Annotated in this window: 21 protein-coding genes and 1 pseudogene; 7 read left to right on the top strand and 15 right to left on the bottom strand. The window is 70.1% G+C overall.

The window, feature by feature from the left end; translation table 11 throughout:
- Positions 1-117: 117 nt before the first annotated feature.
- The 7 genes from ACFQ4H_RS02165 to pdxH form a co-directional block, all read right to left on the bottom strand.
- Positions 118-948 carry a DUF4230 domain-containing protein gene (locus ACFQ4H_RS02165; protein ID WP_377566320.1) on the bottom strand — a complete coding sequence of 277 codons (831 nt, stop codon included), beginning with the start codon at positions 946-948 and terminating at the stop codon, positions 118-120.
- Between the two features lie 164 nt (positions 949-1,112).
- Positions 1,113-2,273, bottom strand: a complete 1,161-nt coding sequence (locus ACFQ4H_RS02160; RefSeq protein WP_377566664.1) for an acyl-CoA dehydrogenase family protein — start codon at positions 2,271-2,273, stop codon at positions 1,113-1,115.
- Between the two features lie 41 nt (positions 2,274-2,314).
- The gene (locus ACFQ4H_RS02155) at positions 2,315-2,614 is read right to left on the bottom strand and encodes a type II toxin-antitoxin system VapB family antitoxin (protein ID WP_377566318.1); all 300 of its coding nucleotides are present in this window, start codon (positions 2,612-2,614) and stop codon (positions 2,315-2,317) included.
- A gap of 188 nt (positions 2,615-2,802) precedes the next feature.
- Entirely contained in the window at positions 2,803-3,417 is a 615-nt protein-coding gene (locus ACFQ4H_RS02150) for a nitroreductase family protein (protein WP_377566316.1), read from the bottom strand.
- Between the two features lie 14 nt (positions 3,418-3,431).
- Positions 3,432-4,379 carry an aldose 1-epimerase family protein gene (locus ACFQ4H_RS02145; protein WP_377566314.1) on the bottom strand — a complete coding sequence of 316 codons (948 nt, stop codon included), beginning with the start codon at positions 4,377-4,379 and terminating at the stop codon, positions 3,432-3,434.
- Positions 4,380-4,548: 169 nt separating this feature from the next.
- Entirely contained in the window at positions 4,549-5,871 is a 1,323-nt protein-coding gene (locus ACFQ4H_RS02140) for an MFS transporter (protein WP_377566662.1), read from the bottom strand.
- 83 nt (positions 5,872-5,954) lie between these two features.
- Positions 5,955-6,584 carry a pyridoxamine 5'-phosphate oxidase gene (pdxH, locus tag ACFQ4H_RS02135; RefSeq protein ID WP_377566312.1) on the bottom strand — a complete coding sequence of 210 codons (630 nt, stop codon included), beginning with the start codon at positions 6,582-6,584 and terminating at the stop codon, positions 5,955-5,957.
- A gap of 272 nt (positions 6,585-6,856) precedes the next feature.
- Here pdxH and ACFQ4H_RS02130 point away from each other — a divergent pair, with 272 nt between their 5' ends.
- The 3 genes from ACFQ4H_RS02130 (at position 6,857) to sepH (ending at position 10,712) form a co-directional block, all read left to right on the top strand.
- Positions 6,857-7,963 (top strand): citrate synthase 2, encoded by a 1,107-nt coding sequence (locus ACFQ4H_RS02130; protein WP_377566310.1) that lies wholly within the window; start codon positions 6,857-6,859, stop codon positions 7,961-7,963.
- Between the two features lie 319 nt (positions 7,964-8,282).
- Positions 8,283-9,410: a phosphoserine transaminase gene (gene serC / locus ACFQ4H_RS02125; protein WP_377566308.1), complete on the top strand. Its 1,128-nt coding sequence runs from the start codon at positions 8,283-8,285 to the stop codon at positions 9,408-9,410.
- Positions 9,411-9,623: 213 nt separating this feature from the next.
- Entirely contained in the window at positions 9,624-10,712 is a 1,089-nt protein-coding gene (gene sepH, locus ACFQ4H_RS02120) for a septation protein SepH (protein ID WP_377566306.1), read from the top strand.
- A 32-nt stretch (positions 10,713-10,744) separates the two neighbouring features.
- Here sepH and ACFQ4H_RS02115 read toward each other — a convergent pair whose 3' ends face one another.
- The 5 genes from ACFQ4H_RS02115 to ACFQ4H_RS02095 all read right to left on the bottom strand — a co-directional run bounded on the left by ACFQ4H_RS02115 (position 10,745) and on the right by ACFQ4H_RS02095 (position 15,407).
- Positions 10,745-11,401 carry a 2'-5' RNA ligase family protein gene (locus ACFQ4H_RS02115; protein WP_377566304.1) on the bottom strand — a complete coding sequence of 219 codons (657 nt, stop codon included), beginning with the start codon at positions 11,399-11,401 and terminating at the stop codon, positions 10,745-10,747.
- Positions 11,402-11,439: 38 nt separating this feature from the next.
- Positions 11,440-11,961 (bottom strand): hypothetical protein, encoded by a 522-nt coding sequence (locus ACFQ4H_RS02110; RefSeq protein ID WP_377566302.1) that lies wholly within the window; start codon positions 11,959-11,961, stop codon positions 11,440-11,442.
- A gap of 106 nt (positions 11,962-12,067) precedes the next feature.
- Positions 12,068-13,351, bottom strand: a complete 1,284-nt coding sequence (locus ACFQ4H_RS02105) for an MFS transporter (protein ID WP_377566300.1) — start codon at positions 13,349-13,351, stop codon at positions 12,068-12,070.
- Positions 13,352-13,421: 70 nt separating this feature from the next.
- Positions 13,422-13,871: a MarR family winged helix-turn-helix transcriptional regulator gene (locus ACFQ4H_RS02100; RefSeq protein WP_377566298.1), complete on the bottom strand. Its 450-nt coding sequence runs from the start codon at positions 13,869-13,871 to the stop codon at positions 13,422-13,424.
- A gap of 87 nt (positions 13,872-13,958) precedes the next feature.
- Positions 13,959-15,407 carry an NCS2 family permease gene (locus ACFQ4H_RS02095; protein ID WP_377566296.1) on the bottom strand — a complete coding sequence of 483 codons (1,449 nt, stop codon included), beginning with the start codon at positions 15,405-15,407 and terminating at the stop codon, positions 13,959-13,961.
- Between the two features lie 118 nt (positions 15,408-15,525).
- Here ACFQ4H_RS02095 and ACFQ4H_RS02090 point away from each other — a divergent pair, with 118 nt between their 5' ends.
- Entirely contained in the window at positions 15,526-15,792 is a 267-nt protein-coding gene (locus tag ACFQ4H_RS02090) for a DUF2530 domain-containing protein (protein ID WP_377566294.1), read from the top strand.
- A 59-nt stretch (positions 15,793-15,851) separates the two neighbouring features.
- Here the strand turns inward: ACFQ4H_RS02090 and ACFQ4H_RS02085 are convergent, their stop codons facing one another.
- Positions 15,852-16,688: a DUF3027 domain-containing protein gene (locus tag ACFQ4H_RS02085; RefSeq protein ID WP_377566660.1), complete on the bottom strand. Its 837-nt coding sequence runs from the start codon at positions 16,686-16,688 to the stop codon at positions 15,852-15,854.
- A 107-nt stretch (positions 16,689-16,795) separates the two neighbouring features.
- Between ACFQ4H_RS02085 and ACFQ4H_RS02080 the strand changes: the two genes are divergently transcribed.
- Entirely contained in the window at positions 16,796-18,475 is a 1,680-nt protein-coding gene (locus tag ACFQ4H_RS02080; RefSeq protein ID WP_377566292.1) for an MFS transporter, read from the top strand.
- A 132-nt stretch (positions 18,476-18,607) separates the two neighbouring features.
- Here the strand turns inward: ACFQ4H_RS02080 and ACFQ4H_RS02075 are convergent.
- Positions 18,608-18,929, bottom strand: a pseudogene (locus ACFQ4H_RS02075) (RNA polymerase sigma factor region1.1 domain-containing protein); the annotation flags it as partial.
- Between the two features lie 286 nt (positions 18,930-19,215).
- Here ACFQ4H_RS02075 and ACFQ4H_RS02070 point away from each other — a divergent pair.
- Positions 19,216-20,043, top strand: coding sequence for an inositol monophosphatase family protein (locus ACFQ4H_RS02070; RefSeq protein WP_377566290.1), 828 nt, complete (start codon positions 19,216-19,218; stop codon positions 20,041-20,043).
- A gap of 170 nt (positions 20,044-20,213) precedes the next feature.
- Here ACFQ4H_RS02070 and ACFQ4H_RS02065 read toward each other — a convergent pair whose 3' ends face one another.
- Positions 20,214-20,729, bottom strand: coding sequence for a LytR C-terminal domain-containing protein (locus ACFQ4H_RS02065; protein ID WP_377566288.1), 516 nt, complete (start codon positions 20,727-20,729; stop codon positions 20,214-20,216).
- A 439-nt stretch (positions 20,730-21,168) separates the two neighbouring features.
- Here ACFQ4H_RS02065 and ACFQ4H_RS02060 point away from each other — a divergent pair, with 439 nt between their 5' ends.
- Positions 21,169-21,465 (top strand): DUF4193 domain-containing protein, encoded by a 297-nt coding sequence (locus tag ACFQ4H_RS02060; RefSeq protein ID WP_377566286.1) that lies wholly within the window; start codon positions 21,169-21,171, stop codon positions 21,463-21,465.
- The last annotated feature ends 9 nt before the right edge of the window (positions 21,466-21,474 follow it).

Raw genomic sequence — 21,474 nt, 5'->3', positions numbered from 1 at the left:
CTGGTATCCGATTTCGTCGGCCGGTCGCCCGCGATGACCATTCGTGCCTCGTCTGGCGGTTTCGGCGCAGATCCGTCCGGCTGCCCTGGCCATGGTCCTGGTGGATCGAACCAGGGGTCAGGGGGCGACGAAGCTGACCGTGACCGTCGTGTAGCCGAGGGAGCGCAGTAGGCCCTCGAGCATCTTCCGGGTGTTCTCCTGCGCCCGGTCGGTGAGACCGCTGTCCCGGGCCGCGAGACCGATCCGCTGCTCGGCGAGCTGGAAGACCTCCCGCTGCCGGTTGGGGTCGCCGCCGAACACGTCGCCGATCCGGTTGACCAGCCCGCGCTTCTCGGCGAAGACGTAGCTGTTCTTCAGGTCGAGGTTGGTCTCGCCGAGTTGCGGCGCGGGCAGCTTGATCTCCACGGTCTTGCGGTCGGCCGACTCGACGATCGCCCCCTCGGCGATGGTCGAGAAGTCGACGAACGCCACGACGCTGCCCGCCCCGACGAACAGGGTCCGCTCACTGAGCAGGAAGTCCGGGACGTACTTGCGGTCCTTCTGCAGGTCGATCACGACCTGGAAGTTCCCCTCCGCCGCGACGTACCGGCTGAGGTCCTGGATCGACTTGAGCAGCGGCGGCTGGCTACGGTCGCTCTGCTGCTGGGCGAAGGGGTTACGCCACTGCGGCCACAGCCCCGCGGCCTGACCGCCGAGGACCAGGACGATCACCAGGCCGACGACTCCGGCCAGCCAGAACAGCCCGCGTCCGCGCCGGGTGGAGGACGACTCGACCAGGTCCGGCCGGGTCCGCCGAGCATCGTCCGTGGAGTCGTACTGGCCGGCCCCGGGTCCGTCGTCGTCGGACCGGGTCGCCGGGTCCGACGACGCGGAATCCGGCGTCGCCCGCCCCTTCGCGTACTCCGGGAACTCCCGGGTGGGCTCGTTGACATCTCCGTTACGGGACATCGCCCTCACCGTCCTCATCAGACATGCTGCCTACTGGAACGGTAAGGCCCCGGTACGACACTCGCGAGTCGAGCGGTGCCGGCCCCCGTGACCAGCCCGGACCCGGACCGGGCGGAGGCGGTCCGGACGGATCGTCCGGGCGGAGGCGGCTAGGCGGACGAGGGTTAGGCGAACGCGGCCAGGCCGGTGAGCCGCTGGCCGATCACCAACTGGTGGATCTCCGAGGTGCCCTCGTAGGTCAGCACGCTCTCCAGGTTGTTCGCGTGCCGCATCAGCGGATACTCCCCGCTGATGCCGTTGGCCCCCAGGATCGTGCGGCACTGCCGGGCGATCGCCAGCGCCTCCCGTACGTTGTTGAGCTTGCCGACGCTGACCTGCTCCGGACGCAACGCCCCGGCGTCGGCCAACCGGCCCAGGTGCAGCGCCAGCAGGTAGCCCTTCTGCAACTCGACCGCCATGTCGGCCAGCTTCGCCTGGGTCAACTGGAAGCCGGCCAGCGGACGGCCGAACTGCTGCCGGGTACCCGCATAGTCCAGGGTGGTGTGCAGGCAGTCCCGGGCCGCGCCCAGCGCGCCCCAGACGATGCCGTACCGCGCCTCGGTCAGACAGGACAGCGGGGCCCGGAGCCCGGCCGCGTCCGGCAGCACGGCGTCGGCGGGCAGCCGGACACCGTCGAGCACGATCTCACCGGTCGAGGAGGCCCGCAGCGACATCTTGTGCCGGATCTCGCGGGCCGCCACCCCGGGGCTGTCCATGGGTACGACGAAACCCCGCACCCCGTCGTCGGTACGTGCCCAGATCACGGCCACGTCCGCGACCGGGGCGTTGGTGATCCACATCTTGGTACCGGTGAGCACCCAGTCGGTGCCGTCCCGCCGCGCGCCCGTCGTCATCGACGCCGGATCGGAGCCGTGATCGGGTTCGGTGAGGCCGAAACAGCCGATCGCCTCGCCGGTGGCCATCCGGGGCAGCCAGCGCTGCTTCTGCTCCTCGCTGCCGTACCGCCAGATGGCGTACATGGCCAACGAGCCCTGCACCGAGACCAGCGAGCGGACACCCGAGTCGCCCGCCTCCAGTTCCAGGCAGGCCACGCCGTACGCGACGGCCGAGGCGCCGGCACAGCCGTAACCCGTCAGGTGCATGCCGAGCAGCCCGATCCGGCCGAACTCCCGGGCCAGGTCCCGGACCGGCACCTGACCGTCCTCGTACCACTGCGGCACCTCGGGGCGTACCCGATCGTCGACGAGCTGGCGTACGACGGCCCGGATCTGCCGTTCCTCGTCGGAGAGCAGCGTGTCGAGGGCCAGCAGGTCCAGCGGGGCGATACTCATGACCGCCACCTTAACGATTCGTCAGGCGATGGCGGTCACTGCGCGGGCAGCAGCAGCACCCGGGCGTGGATCTGGTTACGTTGCTGGAGGGCGGCCCGCAGCGCGCGGTGCAGTCCGTCCTCCAGGTAGAGCCCGCCGCCCCACTGCACGACGTGCGGGAACAGGTCGCCGTAGAAGGTGGAGTCCTCGGCCAGCAGTTTGTCGAGGGCGAGTTCCCGCTTCGTCGTGATCAGCTGGTCGAGCCGCAGCGGACGTGGTGGGATCTCGGCCCACTGCTTCAACGTGAGGCCGTGCTCGGGGTAGGGACGCCCGTCCCGAACCGCTTTGAAGATCACGACGGCACGCTCCTCCCCATGGTCGAGCCGACCTACCCGCGTCGCTGACGTTGCCCGACCGCTTTCCGACGCGCCGTTAACCGATGACCGTGCCAGCCTAGCGACCACCGGCGACAACGCGGTTTGTTGCCGGATGTCAGTTTCGTTACTGTCAGCAGCCACCCTCCGGCAACGACCAGGTTATGCCCTCAGCTCCACCGTCCCCAACGCACGACCTGCTCGACCGGCCGACGTCCCCGCCTGAGCGACGGAGATCGATTGTCCGGCGCCCGGTAGCCGACCGTGATGGCCCCGATCGGGGTGAACTCCCCGGGCACACCGAACGCCTCCCGGTACGGCTCGACCCGCTGCGGCGGGATACCGAAGAAACACGCGCCCAACCCGGCGTCCACCGCCGTGAGCAGCATCAACAGTGATGCGAACCCGGTATCGACGTACCAGTACGGCACCGGCCAGCGTCGCTCGTCCCGGTCGGTCCACCCCTTGTCCGGCTCGGCATAACGATCGAGGTACGTCGACCGGTTGGCGTGCGGCACCACGATCAACGGAGCCCGCATCATGCCGGCCAGCCAGCGGCCCCGTCCCCGACTTCCGGAGTCCTCCTCCGGGGTGGTCGCCGTCCAGAACCGCTCCCGGTCGGCCGGGGTCTCCAACACCAGGAAACCCCAGCCCTGGGCGAACCCGGCCGACGGGGCACGTACGGCGTGATCGAGTAGCCGGTCGACCACGTCGGGCGGGACCGGCCGATCCGGGTCGTAGTCGCGCACCATCCGGCGTCGCCGTACGACCTCCGAGAACTCCATGCCCCGCCTCCCGGCTACCCCGCCGACCGTGGACCGGGCCGGATGCCCCAGTCGGCGCTCCACGGCCGGCCCGGTGTCAACATGATCACGTCCCGGCCCGACCGGAACGCATCCGGTGGACAGGTCATCGGCTCCACCGCCACCGAACGTCGCTGCCGTGGCCCGGCCAGGGTGTCACCGGTGTACACCTGCCACCAACCGAAGGCAGCGTCGGCCCACACGGTGACCCCGGCCGTACCGTCGCCGCTGGTCAGCGTGACGCTGGACCCGCCGTCCGGCTCCGCTTCGACGTCACCGAAGGTGGTGTCGAGTACGGCGTCCCCGATCCGGCGTGGTGTGGTGAAGTCGTACCCGTTGCCGGCCACCTGCGCCGAACCGATCGGCAGCCCCCGGCCGTCCATCAGCAGCCGACTGCGCGCCGGTACCCGCAGCCGCAGGTCGTCCACGGCGACCGACGGCAGCCGCAGGTAGGGGTGCGCGGCCAGGCCGAACGGGGCAACCGTGTCGCCCAGGTTGGTCGCCTCGTGCGTCACCCGCAGCCCGTCGGCGTCCAGCCGCCAGGCGGTCTGCAACCGCAGCGGCCACGGATAGCCGGGCTGGGCGGGCAGGTCGCACCGTACGGTCACCGAACCGGCGTCGCGGTCGACGAGCCGCCAGGGCACCCAGTTGACCAGGCCGTGGATGGCGGTATGCCGACCCGGTTCGGTCAGCGGCAGTTGCAGGTCGTCGCCCGCGAAGGTGTACCGGCCGTCGCGGATGCGGTTGGGCCAGGGGGCCAGCACCTGACCGGCGGCACCGACGCAGATCTCGTCCTCGCCGTACCCGTCGAGGTAGTCCACCCCGTGGGCCCGGTAGAGCCGCAGCCCACCACCGACCTCGACCACGACGGCTTCCTGGTCGTTGGCCGAGAGAGTCCACTGTGCACCGGACGGGGAGCGGACACCCTGATCGACGCGGTCCATGTGGGGCACGATATCGGTTACCGGGAAGGCTCGTCCGGTCGTGCCCGAAGCCCGGTCACACCCGCATCCGGGGGACCGCGCAGGTCATCCCGCACCGGGGGGACCACGCCGGTCATCCCGGCCCCGGCGACCATGTCGGCTATCCCGGACCGGGCGGACCGCGCCCGTCTCACCGGACGGTGGCCGACCGGTACCGCAGCAGCGCCGGGAAGGCCAGGGCCAGCACCACGGCCAACACGGCCGCCGCCACCCCGCCGCCCACCCAGGCGAAACCGACCCCGAAGGCGGCGGCACCGGCCCCGGCCCGCAGGTCACCCAGTCGAGGTCCCCCGGCCACCACCACCGTGTTTATGCCCTGCAACCGCCCCCGCATCCGGTCGGGTACGTAGACCAGCAGCATCGACTGCCGGAAGACCGCGCTGACCAGGTCCGCCGCTCCGGCCAGCGCCAGCAGGCCCACCACCAGCCACAGTTGCCGGGCCACGCCGGCCAACGCGACCGCCAGCCCCCAACCGACCACCGCCACCACGAGAGCCGCACCCTGCCGGCGTACCCGGCCGATCCAGCCCGAGGTGAGCCCACCCAGTACCGCCCCGATGGCGATGGCGCTGTACAGCCAGCCGATCGCCGCACCGCCACCGAACCGTTCCTGCGCCACCTCGGGAAAGAGTGAGCGGGGCATCGCCAGCACCATCGCGACGATGTCGATGGCGAACGACAGCAGCAGCACGGGCGTGGTGGCCAGGTAGCGGAACCCGTCCACGATGCCGCCCAGACCGAACGCCGCACGCCGCCGGCCACCGGACCCGGCGGCGGAACCGGCTCCGCCGGCCGCGCCGACCCCTACGGACGTACCGGTGTCCGACCGGACCTCGGCGGCCCCGTCGGCGTCCGGCCCGGACGGTGGCATCGGCGGCAGCCGGAGCGTGGCCCACATGGAGACGCTGAACAGCAGTGCGTCGACGCCGTAGGCGATCGGCAACGCGGTGCTGGGCGGCCAGGCCGCAAAGATCAGACCGGCGGTCAGCGGCCCGAAGACCATGCTGGCCTGGTAGGTGGTGAAGCCCAGCGTGTTCGCGGCCGGCACCAGTTCCGTCGGCACCAGGCGCGGGATGATCGCAGCGCGTGCCGGCGAACTGACCGCGAAGGCGGTGGACTGTACGGCGACCAGCCCCAACAGCAGCATCGGGCTGCCCACCTGCAACAACGCCTGTACCAGCAGCCCGAGCGTGGACAGCCACATCAGGCTGGAACTGGCGATCAGCAGCCGGCGACGGTCGACCAGGTCGGCTACCGCTCCGCCCCAGAGCCCGAACACCAGCAGCGGCACCAGTCCGGCCAGCCCGATCAGCCCGACCCAGAACGAGCCACCACTGGTGGCGTACATCTCCACCGGCACGGCGACGGCGGTGAACTGGAAGCCGAACATCGACACCGCGTTGCCGACCCACAACCGTCGGTACGGGGGCACCCGCAGCGGTCGTACGTCTATCGCCCACCGTGCGGCCCGAAGACCGCGCTCCCGCTGCTGACCTGCTTGCTTCTCGCTGTGGACGGACTCCTCGTCTACTCCGGTCAAGGTGCCAACCGCTCGATGATCCACTCTCCCTCGTCGGTACGACGGTAGCGCAATCGATCATGTAGCCGGCTGGCCCGACCCTGCCAGAACTCCACCGTCGTCGGGGCGACCCGCAGCCCACCCCAGTGCGGCGGCGCGGGCACCGGTTCGTCGCCGGCGAACCGGTCCAGGGTCGCCTGGAAACGCTGGTCCAGGGCGGCCCGATCGGGGAGCACCCGGGACTGTGGGCTGGCCCACGCACCGAGTTGCGAACGGCGGGGCCGGCTGGCGAAGTACGCCTCGGTCTCCTCCCGGTCCACCGGGGTGACCGTCCCGCAGACCACCACCTGCCGGTGCATCGGAATCCACGGGAACACCAGACTGACGTACGGGTTGGTCAGCGCTTCGACACCCTTGCGCGACTCGTAGTTGGTGAAGAACACCAGTCCGCGCTCGTCGTAGCCCTTCAGCAGGACGGTACGGGCGCTGGGGCGCCCGGCGACGTCGGCGGTGGCCAGCACCATGGCGTTCGGCTCGGGCAGCCGGAAGGCCACCGCCTCACTGAACCAGCGATCGAACTGTGTCTGCCAGTCACCGGCCAGTTCGGCACCGGACAGGCCCGGTTCCCCGACGTAGTCGTCGCGCATCTCGGCTGCCCGCACTGTGTCCCCCCATCACACTTCCCGGCGTACGCGCCTCCTCTGCCTGGTCACCGGACCGGCGGCGGAAGCCGGCCGGAGCCGTTCCAATCGCGAACGTGGATCGCATTGTTGGGCATAGCACACCCGGGCAGGGTCGCAAAGTCAGTTACCCACCAGGCAAGATGGCACGAATACATCCCTGAGGGTCGCCTAAGGAGCTTCTCCGAACAACACCGGACGAGCCAGGGTACGTGGACAACCAGATCCAGGAGAGCAGAATGTCCGACTTCAAGCCGGGGCTGGAAGGCGTGATCGCCTTCGAGACCGAGATCGCCGAACCCGACAAAGAAGGGGGCGCGCTGCGATACCGAGGCGTCGACATCGAGGATCTGATCGGACAGGTTTCGTTCGGCAACGTATGGGCGTTGCTCGTGGACGGGCGGTTCGGTCCCGGCCTGCCGCCGGCCGAGCCGTTCCCCGTACCGGTGCACTCCGGTGACATCCGGGTCGACGTGCAGTCGGCCGTGGCGATGCTGGCCCCGTACTGGGGGCTCTCCCAACTGCTGGACATCTCCGACGAGCAGGCCCGCGAGGACCTGGCCCGGGTCTCGGTCACCGCCCTGTCCTTCGTCGCCCAGTCGGCCCGTGGTCTCGGCCTGCCCGCCGTACCGCAGAAGGAGATCGACAAGGCGTCGACCATCGTCGAGCGGTTCATGAAGCGCTGGCGCGGCGAGCCCGACCCCCGGCACGTCAAGGCGGTCGACGCGTACTTCATTTCCGCCGCGGAACACGGCCTGAACGCCTCCACCTTCACCGCCCGGATCGTCGCCTCGACCGGCGCCGACGCTGCCGCCTGCATCTCCTCCGGAATCGGTGCCCTCTCCGGTCCGCTGCACGGGGGCGCGCCGTCCCGGGTGCTGCACATGATCGAAGCCGTCGAGCGCAGCGGGGACGCCGAGAGCTACGTCAAGGGCGTACTCGACCGGGGCGAGCGGCTGATGGGCTTCGGACACCGGGTCTACCGGGCCGAGGACCCCCGCGCCCGGGTGCTCCGGCGCACCGCCAAGGAGCTGGGCGCACCCCGGTTCGAGGTGGCCGAGGCGCTGGAGAAGGCGGCCCTGGAGGAACTGCACAACCGCAAGCCGGACCGGGTGCTGGCCACCAACGTCGAGTTCTGGTCGGCCGTCGTGCTCGACTTCGCCGAGGTCCCCGCGCACATGTTCACCTCGATGTTCACCTGCGCGCGGATGGGTGGCTGGAGCGCGCACATCCTGGAGCAGAAGAAGCTGGGTCGCCTGGTCCGCCCGTCCGCCCGTTACCGGGGCCCGGGCAGCCGTAAGCCCAGCGAGGTCGAGGGCTGGAACGCCATCCCGCACGGCGTCTGACCGTCTCGTTCTCCAGGTGGGGGTGGTGTTCCCGGCGGATCCGCCGGGAACACCACCCCCGCCCCGCTTCACCGACCTGCCCGTACGCGACGAGGTGTCGACCGTCACGCGTCGACTCCGAACTGTGGGGCACACCTCAGCCCCAGCCATGGGACATCGGCGTTTCCACGGTCCGTCGGGTGACAGGATGGAGTCCCGGCAGCGCCGCCGGACATCTGCCCGACTCCCGGCTCCGTAGCGCGTCCGCGCCGACGACCCGTGGGGCCGGGCCCGCCAGTTCATTTGGGCCCGCCAGCCCAAGCGGAAGGACCTGCGTACCGTGGCTGACGCACCGACGATTCGGATCCCCGACGAGATCAAGCCCGCCGACGGACGGTTCGGCTGCGGGCCGTCCAAGGTACGTCCGACGGCGGTCTCCGCCCTCGCCGACGTGAGCACCACCTACCTGGGCACGTCGCACCGGCAGAAGACCGTTCGCGACCAGGTCGCCCGGCTGCGGCGCGGAATCGCCGAGTTCTTCTCCCTGCCCGAGGGCTACGAGGTGGTCATTGGCAACGGTGGCACCACCGCGTTCTGGGAGGTCGCGACGTTCGGCCTGATCCGGGAACGGGCGCAGTTCGCCAGCTTCGGCGAGTTCGGCGCGAAGTTCGCCAAGTCCGTCAAGGACGCCCCGTTCCTCGGCGAGCCGACCATCCGTAAGGCCGACCCGGGGTCGGCACCGTCGCTGGTCGCCGAGGCCGGGGTCGACGTCTACGCCCTCCCCCAGAACGAGACCTCCACCGGTGTGGCCGTACCGATCCGCCGGGTGGCCGGTGCCGACGAGGGTGCGCTGGTGCTGGTGGACGCCACCTCCGCCGCCGGTGGCCTGGACGTCGACGTACGCGAGAGCGACGTCTACTACTTCGCCCCGCAGAAGTGCTTCGGCTCCGACGGTGGCCTCTGGATCGCCCTGATGTCACCGGCCGCACTGGCCCGGGCCACCGAGATCAAGGAGTCCGGTCGCTACATCCCGGCCTTCCTGGACCTGGTCACCGCGATCGACAACTCGCGGCTGGAGCAGACGTACAACACCCCGGCGCTGGCGACCATCTTCCTGGCCGCCGAGCAGACCGACTGGATGAACGCCCAGGGTGGGCTCGACTGGGCGGCCAAGCGCACGGCCGAGAGCGCCTCGATCGTGTACGACTGGGCCGAGCGTTCCGCCGTCGCGACCCCGTTCGTGACCGATCCCACACTGCGCTCCAACGTCGTGGCGACGATCGACTTCGCCGACGGGGTCGACGCGACCGCGATCGCGAAGACTCTCCGCGCCAACGGGATCATCGACACCGAGCCGTACCGCAAGCTCGGGCGTAACCAGCTGCGGATCGCCCTCTTCCCGGCCATCGAGCCGGCCGACGTGGAGGCGTTGACCCGCAGCCTGGACTACGTGATCGAACGACTCTGAGCCGATGATCGGCGGGTGTCCGGTGACCGGGCACCCGCCGGACGGAGCCACCCGAGGTGTGATCGATCCGCGCTGCTCAGAAACGACATGCTGGCGTGGCCTCCCCCCACCGGGTGACACACCGGCGTACCGTGTCTAGGACGCCCGGGTGGCTGGCTCGTGGCGTGACCCCAGCAGACGGCAGGGTCCAGCGACACGGACGGAGGCAACGCGATGCGGCCAGTACGCTTCGTCGCCCTCTCCGAGGACGGCCAGGCTTTGGTGCTCACCGACGAGGTGGGTCGGCTCCTTGCGCTGCCCATCGACGAGCGGGTGTCCACTGCCCTGCACGCCGAACCGGGCGGGGTGTCACTGACCGTGGCCACCGCCGGTGATCCGGCTCCCTCCCTTTCTCCGCGCGACATCCAGGCCCGGATCCGGGCCGGCGAATCGGCCGAGGACGTGGCCCGCATCGCGGGTGTGCCGGTCGACCGGGTGCTGCGCTACGCCGGACCGGTCCTGCAGGAACGGGCGATGCTGGCCCAGCACGCCCGGCGTACCAGGCTCCGTAACTCGGAGAAGCCCACTCCGCTGGCCGAGGTCGTCGACGCCCGTCTGGGGCAGCACGGCATCGACACGGAGAAGATCTCCTGGGACGCCTACCGCCGCGACGACGGCACCTGGCGGATCGTGGCCACCTGGCCGTCCGGGAAGGCCACCGCCCAGGCGATCTGGGACCTCGACAAGACCCGCCAGTTCGTGACGCCGCACGACGACATGGCGCAGTACCTGTGCACCGAACGGGCCACCCCGATCCTCGGCCAGGAGCCGACGCCCGAGCGGGAGCGGGGTGGGCACGCGCTGCCCGGCCCGTCGCGCGGTGAGCCGAGCCGGGGCGGGCACGGTCTGCCAGCGGCAGCCGTCGAGCCCCGGCCGACCCGGGATCCGATCCGTGCCGGCCGGGACGCCCTGCTGGCCTCGCTCGACCGTCCGCTCGGGTCCACCGCCGGCCGAGGCCTGGACCCGGTCTCACCGGCTGCACTGGCCGGCCAGGAGACGCCACGGAAGCGGGCGGTCAGTGGCGGTGCCGCAGCACTGCTCGGCGGTGGCCAGGGTTCCGCCTTCGACGACGATGCCGACGCGCCGAAGGAGGTTCCGGCCGTACCGTCGCTGGCGGTGCTCCGGCCCCGGCGTACCGGCGGCTCGGCGGCAGCGGCTGGCCCTGAGGCCGCCGACGGTTCGGGCAAGCCCCGCAAGCGGCTGCCCAGTTGGGATGACGTGCTCTTCGGCGGTGGCCCGGCCGCCGCCCGCGAGTCGTCCTGACCGGCCTGGTCTCCTCCGGCCAGCGGGCCGGATCAGCCATCGGAACTGAGCGGAGTCTGGTCGGTTCCCAGCGGCCAGACTCCGAGATGGTGGTACAGCGGTCGAGGGCCGAGGTGGCTGCGTACCAGCACCATCTCGGTCAACGGCCACGACGGGCCAAGGTAGTCGTTCAGCGTGTCCCGGTCGGCGTCGATCGCCTCCCGGGCCGCCCGGTCACCGGGCCGGGCCAGGGTGAGGTGCGGGCGGTACGGTCGCGGATCGTACGGCACCCGGGCCCGTTTCAACTCCCGCCGGATCGCCGTACTCAGGGTCCGTAGCGCGGCGATCTCTCCCTGCAGCCCGACCCACAGCACGGTGAAGCGGCCACGGCCGAACCGGCCGCCCCCGCCCAGTCGCAGCCGGGGAGTTTCGTCGACGGGGGCAGCGACCGTACCGGTGACTCCCCGGGTCGCGCGGGCCCGCAACCGGCGGTAGCGCTCGGCGGCCCGGCCGAGCGCATCGTGGACGTCGCCGAGCCGGTCCTCGTCGACCTCACCGAGGAAGGCCAGGGTCACGTGGTACGTCTCCCGGGCCGCCAACCGGACGTTCACCCCCGAGGCGGACAGCTCACCGATCCGGAGCCGGCCCGCCTGTTCCAGGATGTCGTCGAGCGCCTCGGGCGGGGGATAGAGCGCCACGAAGAGCCTCAAACCGACTCCTCGGTCATCGTCGTGTCAGACATGCCGGTTCACAGTTGCCGCCGGTGCCGATCGGCCGTGGCGGTGGGCAGGGCCAGGCCGGCCGCCTGCAACTCCCCCTCGACCCGGATCCGCTCGATCTCGAGGTCGAAGCCGTCGAGTTCGCCCAGGTGTTCGACCACGCCCAGGCACCGGCTGGCCAACCGGAGCCGCTCGTCGTACGCCCGCAGCACCCCCTCGTGCCAGTACGCCGATCGCCGGGCCGCCTCCGGCCGGCGGCTGCCGAGCCGTTGACCACCGAGCCGGCGCAGGTCGGCGGCGATCCGTTCGATCGGTGGCCGGCTGTCGTCGAGCCCGGTCAGGTCGACGTCACGGGTCAGCGAGTCGGCCTCGATCGCCCGGTCGAGCCGCCGGATGGTACGCCGATCCCGGAACCGCTGCCGCCGTTCGGCGAACCGTACGGTGATCCGGTCGACCAGTTCGTCGGCGCAGATGACCGCTGCCACGGCGGCGGGTAGGCACACCACCGCGAGGAGTGCCAGCACCAGCACGAGGGCGTGCAGGACAGCCATATCAACTGACGCTAGGCGGCGGCGGAGGGGACCGCCACCGATTTCGAGGGTAAGGAACGGCCCCTCGCAGGACGGAAACCGACAACAAGGAGCCCTTCCCCGCCCCTCAGCAGTCGGCCGGCACCACGTAGAACCGGGGTGAGGGGAGGATCCGCAGCCGCAGTCGGGCACCCGAGCGCCGCAGCTGCCAGGTCAGCGCCACCGTGGCGGCGGCCAGCGAGATCAGGCCACCCATCCAGATGCTGGCCCCGGCACCGAACCGCTCGGCGACCCAACCGATGATCGGTGCACCGATCGGGTTGGTGCCGAGAAACACCAGCACCCAGAGCGCCATCACCCGACCCCGGAACGCGGCGTCGGTACCGAGCTGGACCCGCTGGTTGGCGGCCTGGGCGAAGAAGACCATGAAGAACCCGGCGATCGGCAGCAACATGACGACCAGCCAGTACGTCGGGGCCAGGCCGACCAGCGTGCCGGCGATGGCGCAGGCGACGGCGGCACCGAGCACCAGCCAGACCGACGGCCGGCTACGCCGGCCACTGCCGGCCAGTGCCCCGACCAGCGCGCCGACGGCCAGGGCCGTGGAGAACAGGCCGAACGTGGCGGCACCGGTGTTGAAGACGGTCTTGGCCAGGGCGGCGAGGGTGAGCTGGAAGTTGAACAGCGTCATCCCGATCACCGACATCAGGGCCATCGGCAGCAACAGGTCCGCCCGCCGCCAGACGTAGCGCAGACCGTCCACGACCCGGGCCGAGTCCCGTTCGTCCCGTGGCGGCAGGGTCGCCCGGTGCAGTTCCGCCGGACGCATCCGTACCAGGTTGACCAGTGGGGCCACCGAGACGAGTGCGGTGAAGACGAAGACCGGTCCGACGCCGAAGGCGGCGATGGCCAGGCCGGCGAGACCCGGTCCGACTATCCGGGCGGAGTTGAAGGTCGCCGCCGACAGGGAGAGCGCGTTGGGCAGCAGCGAGGTGCCGACGAGTTCGGAGACGAACGCCTGGCGGACCGGGGTCTCGACGGCGTTGGCCACGCCGAGCAGGAGGGCGAAGAGGAAGACGTGCCAGAGCTGGACGAGGTCGGTGACCACCAGCAGGCTCATGCCGAGGGCGAGCACACTCCAGGTCGTATTGGCGACGAAGAGCAGCAGCCGCTTGTCGTACCGGTCGGCGAGGCGGCCGGAGAGCAGGGTCAGCAGGAGCACCGGGGTGAACTGCAACGCGGTCACCACACCGAGCGCGGTCGCCGAGTCGTCGGAGAGTTCAAGGACCAACCAGTCCTGGGCGATGAACATCATCCAGACACCGATCAGCTTGATCAGCTGACCGGTGGCGAAGAGCCGGTAGTTGCGAACCGTCAGGGACTGGAACGTGGTGCTCAGCTTTGCCCGCACGCGGGGTGCGCCTCCTCGGGTCGTACGCGTCATCCAGAGCGGACGAAGCAGACCCGGTGATCAGCGCCGGTCAGGCGCGGATCACCTGCTCGAGGATCTCAGCGGCACGCAGCAGGGTGTCACGGTCTTCCGGAGACAGCTCAGCGAGCCGCCGGGCCAGCCACTCGTCGCGGACCCGCTCGTTCTGTACGAGCACCGCGTGGCCGGCCTCGGTCGTCGAGAGGATGACCTGTCGACCGTCGGTCGGATGGGGGGTGCGCTGCACAAGGCCGCGCTCCTCCAACTTCGCGACGATCTTGGTCATCGTCGGCGGCTGAACCCTTTCGGTGTCGGCTAGCTCACGGGGAGTCAGCGCGCCCGCCAGCCGTAGGCTGGTCAGGGCGGAGAGCTGGGTCACCGTGAGGTCGCCGACCGGACGGGCCTGCCGGACCCGCCGATTGAGCCGGGTGATCGCGTCACGCAGCAGGATCGCCAGCTGCGCAGGCGGCACGCGTTTCGCCATCACCGTCCGCTCCGTCACGGTCGTTAGCCTAACTAATAAGCTAGGCTAACGACCACTCTTTATGACCGCTGTCACCCGTGGGCGGTTACCGCCCACCAGGCAGAACTAGAAGACCAATGTCTCAATTGGACCGCGCAGGAAGTACAGAGTAAAGAGTGCGGCCACGCCGTACATCAGCGGATGCACCTCCCGGGCCTTGCCCTTGAAGATCTTGAGCAGCACGTACGTGATGACACCCGCACCGATACCGTTCGAGATCGAGTAGGTGAACGGCATCAGCGTGATGGCCAGGAACGCCGGGATGGCGATCTCGAAATCGGACCAGTCGATCGTCCGTACCTCGGCCATCATCAGGAAGCCGACGACCACCAGAGCGATCGACGCCGCCTCGAACGGCACCACCACGGCCAACGGTGCGAGGAACATCGCCAGCAGGAACAACGCGCCGGTGACCAGGTTGGCGGCACCGGTACGGGCCCCCTCGGCCACCCCGGCCGCGCTCTCGACGAACGACGTGTTGCTCGACGTGCTGGCCGCACCACCGGCCGCCGCCGCGATCGAGTCGACCAGCAGGATCTGCTTGGTACGGGGCGGCATGCCCTCCTTGTCGATCAGGTTCCCTTCCTGACCGACCGCGACCATCGTGCCCATCGTGTCGAAGAAGTCGGTGATCAACAGCGTGAAGACGAACATCAGCGCCACCAGGACACCGGCCCGCTCCCACGAGTTGAAGAGGTTGAACTTGCCGAGCAGGGACAGGTCGGGAACGTCCAGCAGCTTCGCCGGCAACTCCGGCACGTTCAACGCCCAGCCCTTGGGGTTGGGCTGCCCGTTGACGAACGACGGCCCGACCTTGGCGATCGCCTCCACGATGATCGCCAGCACGGTCGAGCCGAGGATGCCGATCAGGATGGCACCCCGCACCTTGCGGGCCACCAGCACCAGGGTCACCAGCAGACCCACCACGAACACCAGCGACGGCCAGCTCACCAGCTTGCCGCCGATGCCCAGGCCGACCGGGACGGTGGTGTTGGCCACGTCCGGGACCCGCCGGACGAACCCGGCGTTGACCAGACCGATGATCGTCAGGAACAGGCCGATGCCGACACCGATCGCCGTCTTCAACGCCGTCGGGACCGCGCGGAAGATCGCCGTACGCAGCCCGGTCAGCACCAGCACCGCGATGAGCACACCCTCGATCACCACGAGGCCCATCGCGTCGGCCCAGGTCATCTCAGGGGCAATCTCGTACGCCACCAGCGCGTTGACACCGAGGCCGGCGGCCAGCGCCAGCGGGAAGCGACCGACGACCCCCATCAGGATGGTCATCAGGCCGGCGACCAGGGCGGTCGCCGCAGCCAGCGCCGGGATGGCCAGTTTCTTGCCGTCGCCGTCGATGCCGCCGCCGAGAATCAGTGGGTTGAGCACCACGATGTAGGCCATCGTGAAGAACGTCGCCAGGCCGCCGCGCATCTCACGGGCCAGCGTGGAGCCACGGGCGGTGATTTCGAAGAACCGGTCGAAGCCGTTACGGGGCTCCGGCTTCCCGTCCATTTTATGGAGCTTAGTTGGGGTTTTGCTCATCAGATCCTCGCAGGCGATCCGTCGTTGCCGCGCGCATCGTCGCAGATCAGGGACCTACGGCGAAAATTGATCCCGTACCCTGTCCCACGTGTCCCAGAAGCAACCCCCACGACCCGAACCACTCGACCCGCCGATGGTTCCGTTTGCTGTTGCCGGGATCGCTCTCTGGGCGATCGTCGGCCTGGTGCTACTGGTCTTCTTCCGGGACACGCTGACCAGCCAGGGACACGAGAACTGGCTCTACACCTGCCTGGCCGGCTTCCTGTTGGGCTTCCCCGGACTGGCCGTGATGATCAAGCACGACGCCAACCGTCGGCGACGGCGGGCCGCCGGGCAGGCCAGCTCCGTCGAGTGAGCTGGTCCGTCCGTAGAGACGAACCAGCCGGCTAGCTCAGCCGTGCCGTGCCCGTACGCTCAGCCGTGCCCGTACGGCTCGGCTGGCTCACCGGTCCCCACCGACCCGGCTGGCCGGCTCATCGGGAGCGCCTCCACCTCGCCGTCATCGTAAACCGTGGGCAGCTCGTCTTCCTGGGTCTCGGTGGAGTCCACCAACGTTTCCGAATGGGCACCACAACCATGGTCGGCGCTGACCGCCCGACCGTCGTCCGGCGCGTAGAAGTTGCCGCAGACACCGAAGCTCTGCCGCAACACACCGGCGATCGGCAGGTAGAACCCGCACGATCCGCACCGGGCAGCTGCGGGCGCGGCAACGGAGATCGGCGCGGCGGGGCCGTGGTCGCCGTCGTACCAGCGCTGGGCCGTCTCCATCCGTCCCTCGCGCGACATCACCCGGGGTCGGCCGAGGCCCAACTCCCAGGCGGTCTCCTCAACCGCCGGGTCGTCGGAGAGCAGGTAGCCGGGAGCCAGCCGATCGTCGTCCGGCGGGGTCGGCAACAGGTCCCCCGGGCCGAGGTCACCCGGCTGGAGCCGGTCCTGCCAGGGCAGCCAGCCGGGGGCCAGCAGGGCGTCGGGTCCCGGCAGCAGCACCGTCTCGCAGACCGTGACGTTCTTGCTACGGGCTACCCGGGTGACGGTCACCGCCCACCGCCAGCCCTGATAACCGGCCATCCGACATTCAAAGAAGTGGGTCACCAGCCGATCGCCCTCGGCGACCGCCGCCAGGTGGTCGCCGACATCGGACGGATCCGCCTCGGTGATCCCGGCACGAGCCACCTCGACGGCGTTGGCGCAAACCTGGTCGAGACGAGCGGCACGAGCGACGGTCCTGGTCACCCGCTTATTCTTGCCTATCCGTGCGGTCGACCCGCACCCATCCCCCAGGAAGATCTGGAACACTCCCCGGGAGGATCTAGAGCCAGGTCCGGCGAAGATCGACCGGATGGGCGAGGATGGTGCGCATGCCGCTGTTCTCCCGCTCTGGCCGATCGGACCTCGGGCGTACCGTCGGCACCGCCATCCGGCTCATCCGCTTCATGGTCCGCACCATGCTGGGCAGCAGTCGCTGGACGGCTCGCCGCGTCGGCCAGGTACGGCGGAAGGGGGCCGGCGGCGAGGTCGGCATGACCCGACTGTTCGACCTGCACGCCATCTCCTGCGCCGGTGACACCCTGATCGCGATCGGGCTGGCCGGCACGATCTTCTTCAACGCCCCGCTCGGCGAGGCACGCAGCAAGGTGGCCCTCTACCTGCTGGTCACGATGGTTCCGTTCGCGCTGCTGGCCCCCGTGGTGGGACCGCTGCTCGACCACTTCCGCCACGGTCGCCGGTACGCCCTGGCGGCAACCATGCTGGGCCGGGCCTTCCTGGCATGGTTGATCTCCGACTACCTGAACGGCTTCGGGCTCTACCCAGCCGCATTCGGTGTGCTGGCCCTGTCCCGGGCGTACGGCGTAGCCCGCTCGGCAGTCGTACCCCGGCTGCTCCCCGCCGGGCTGGGCCTGTCCCAGGTGGGCGCCCGGGCCAGCGTCTACGGCACGATCGCCGGCGGCATACTCGCCCCGGTGGGTCTGGGCCTGTTCTGGTTCGGCGCGCAGTGGCCGCTACGGGCCGCCTCGGTGATCTTCCTGGTCGGGATGGTGCTTTCGCTGCGACTGCCGGCCCAGGCGGACTCCGCACCACCCGAGTCGGTACCCCGGACGTTCTCGACGATGTGGTTCCGGCGCGGCAAGGACGGTCGGGCACTCGGCCGGGGCGAGCCCTCCGGGCGTCTGGTGATCAGCACCCTGATCGGCAGCGCCGCGCTACGCGCCATGTTCGGCTTCCTGCTGCTCTTCCTCGCCTTCGCCATCAAGGCCAACGACCTGACGACCATGGTGTTCGGCCGGGAACTCGGTGACGAGGGGGCGTTGGCGCTGGTCGGCGCGGGCCTCGCGACGGGCACCTTCCTCGCCACCGCCCTGGGCACCAGACTGTGCATCTATCAGCCGGCCGCGATCCAGTCCAGTGGCATGGTCATCGTGGCCGGGGTGGCCATTCTGGCCGCACTCAAGTTCTCGCTGCTCATGGTGGCGCTGCTCTGCCTGGTGACCGCCATGGTCAGTGGTATCGCCAAGCTCGCCGTGGACGCCAGCATCCAGGAACGCGTCCAGGAACGACTCCGGGCCAGTGCGTTCGCCCGTTCAGAGACGGTGCTGATGCTGGCCTTCGTGGCCGGCGGGGCGCTGGGCCTGATCCCGTTCGACGGTCGGATCGGGATCGCGGTCCTGGCCGGACTGGCCGTTCTGTCTGCCGTACGGGCAGTGGTGGTGGCGGCCCGGTTGCGGGGCGAGAAGCTGCACGGGCGTGCCCCGGCCGAGCCGGAGGGGACCGAGGCGGGAGCCGACGAGGCAGCCGACCTGCCCAGACCCGCCGCGCCCACGCCGTCCCCCAGCCCGGCCCCGGCCCCTGCCCCGAGCCCGTCTGCGGCTACGGCTGCGGCGGCCACGCCAGCGAACCGGAGCAGTTCTGCTCCGGTCGAGCCTGCGGACGACCAGCCGCTGGCTCCCCCCGGCTTCCACATCTACCGACCATCATCGACGCTGCCCCGCCCCGGATCGGGTGACGAGGGTGCTCGCGAACCCCAGGGACCGAAGAGTTGACCGGTGGAATCCTTGTCGTCACTGCCGTACCAGCCGAGGCGGACGCGCTGCTGGCTGGGCTGACCACCCCGGCAGCCACCACCGTCGCCCCGGTCGGGGTCGGGCCCGCCGCCGCAGCGGCCGGCACCGCCTCGTCGGCGGCCGGCGCCTGCTTCGGCGCGGGAGCCGCCGCCTTCTTGGTGGTCTTGGCAGTGGTTGCCCGTGAGGCCGGCGTGGCCGAGCGCGCTGCCGCGACCCGGCGGCGGGTGCTCGCCGAGCCGTCGACAACGACGGTCACGCCCGCGTCCGAGAGCGCACGCAGGATCTTCTTGGCCTGGGCCGGAGTCACCTCAGCGGTCTCGACGGTGCGCGCGAGCTCGGCCGAGGTGAGCTGGCCGCCGGCGTTCTGCGCGTGGGCGATCAGGGTTTCGGTGAGCGAGCGTACGTCGGCGCCGGTGTGGCGGGGTTCTGTCACGAATGACCTTCCGGAGGCGATGAGCGAGCACGGCCGCTCGGCCAGCGCAGCGCTAGGCGTCGTGCCGGGCCGATGTGGTTTAGGAACCCCCGTGTCGCGGGCCGGCCGTTGTCGGGCGGTCCGTGGCGCGTGGGCAGGCGTGAATTGTAACGCCGTCTGCGGCGATCATCCCGCGCCGCACGCCAGAGAGGCGGCCGGGGCCGCCAACTCGAAGCAAATTTGGACTTTGTAAGGATGATACTCGCGCCCGGCACGCGATGCCGCAGGCGTGCGGGAAGGGGACGAGATGCAGGACACAGCGCCGGCTCCGGGCGAGCTGTTGGAAATTGCGTTGGTGGTCGCCCGGGAGGCCGCTGACACCGCCCGGGTGATGCGTGTCGAGGGCGTCTCCGGAGTGACCACCAAGAGCACCAGGACGGACGTGGTCACGGCGGCGGACCGGGCGGTGGAGCGCCAGGTCCTGGCCGCGTTGCGGGAGGCACGCCCACAGGACACCGTGCTGGGCGAGGAGTACGGCGACTCCGGCGGTCCGGACCGGTCGGCGGTGCCCGGGGCGGTCCGGTGGATCGTCGATCCGATCGACGGCACCGTGAACTACCTCTACGGCCTGCCGCAGTACGCCGTCTCGCTGGCGGCGGAGGTCGATGGCGTGGTGGTCGCGGGCGTGGTGCGGAACGCGGCGACCGGCGACGAGTGGACCGCCACCCGGGGTGGCGGTGCCTACCGCGCCGGCCGAAGGCTGCGTTGCTCGACCGAGACCGACCTCGGGCAGGCACTGGTGGCCACCGGCTTCGGTTACGACTCGGCCCGGCGGGTCCACCAGGCTCGCGTGCTGGCCCAGTTGATCCCGCAGATCCGTGACATCCGGCGCTTCGGAGCCGCTGCGCTCGATCTCTGCCTCGCCGCGGAAGGTGCGGTCGACGCGTACTACGAGAAGGGGCTGGCGGCCTGGGACCTCGCGGCCGGGGGGCTGATCGCCGCCGAGGCCGGGCTGCGGGTGGCCGGTCTCGCCGGTGCCGCAGCGGGGCCGGATCTGGTCATTGCCGCCCCGCCCACGCTCTTCGAGCCGCTACACGACCTGTTGGCCGGGTTGGACGCCTCCGGTGGGCCGTAGACCTCGCCATGGCTCCCACGGACCTCGCCATGGCTTCCACGGACCTCGCCATGGCTTCCACGGACCTCGCCGTGGCTCCCACGGACGCCCAGGGGCGGTCCGCACCAACGTCCGGACCGCCCCTGGGGCGTTGCCTGATCGTGACGGAATTGCCTACCAGCCGGAATGGATCACTTGTCCGCCGGGGCGGCGCAGGTGTTCTCCGGGAGCACCGGCCGGCCACCGATCTCACCCAACGACTGATTGACCTCGGTCGTGGTGGCCAACTGCCGGAAACGCGAGCCGATCACCACGTCCACGACGTCGTCCTCGCGCTTCGGGTCGTACACGCGCTCTGCCTCGTTGAGGAAGTACGCCCGCAGGAGATGCGCCGATCCGACCCCCTTGGGGCCGAAGCGGAGCACCGCCACGTCGTCGGTGGCCTTCTCGTTGCCGGTCTTCAGCACCTGGAACTTCCGGTTGCGGAAGTCGTCGGCGATGCTGCTGGCCAGGCCGGCCTCGTCGGTCGCATTGTAGACATTGATCTTGACGTCTTTCGGCGCGCGCAGTGTGACGTCGGCCAAGGCGTAGCCGTCCGGGCAACCCTTGGCGCCGTTCACCCCGCTCTGTGTGTCCCGGACCAGGGCGACGACCACGAAGACCAGGGCGAACACCACCAGTGCGCCGACGACAACGAGCGCTCGCACCCGCGCAAAACTCATATCCGGGGGCTCCCCATGCAGTGTGATGGTTGGCTGCCGGGAGCGGGCGGAGCCCGCCGTCGCCGGCTACCGAGTATGCCGATGAGGCTAGCGGTTGTCGGCGACTCACGCGGAAAGAGGCGGTTGTGCCGGCGCGCCGATGGCGATCAGCGTACTACTGCCCCTATCTTCGTGTCGCCTGAGTCACATTGGGAACAACTCCGCGCGCTCGGGCGTACATGTACGCCGCGAGGGCGGTATACATGCCCTGCCTAAAGGGGGGTAAGGTACCGCGCTCGCCGGGGGAGTTTCCCTGGCGACTGCGACCGGGCAGAGATGCCGGGGCGCAGGACCGGAAAAAAGAAGGCCGGCCAGCGGGAACCGAAACACTGTCGTCCGGCGTTACAACCGGCAGCGACTATATCGATATGGGAGAGTGAAACCGATGGCCACCGACTACGACGCTCCGCGCCGCGACGAGGTCGACCTCGGCGAGGACAGTCTGGAAGAGCTCAAGGCGCGACGGGTCGACTCACAGTCAGGTGCGGTCGACGTCGATGAGGCCGAGGTGGCCGAGAGCTTCGAGCTGCCCGGTGCCGACCTGGCCGATGAGGAACTCACGGTCAAGGTGCTGCCGATGCAGTCGGACGAGTTCCGTTGCGGGCGTTGCTTCCTGGTGCATCACCGCAGCCAACTCGCTACCGAGCGCAACGGCGAGCTGATCTGCCGCGAGTGTGCCTGATCCTACGTA

Source organism: Micromonospora sonneratiae, from assembly GCF_042679305.1.
GTDB lineage: Bacteria > Actinomycetota > Actinomycetes > Mycobacteriales > Micromonosporaceae > Micromonospora_H > Micromonospora_H sonneratiae.
The sequence above is the reverse complement of the archived record's forward strand: the minus strand, read 5'-3'. Positions and strand labels throughout refer to the sequence as shown.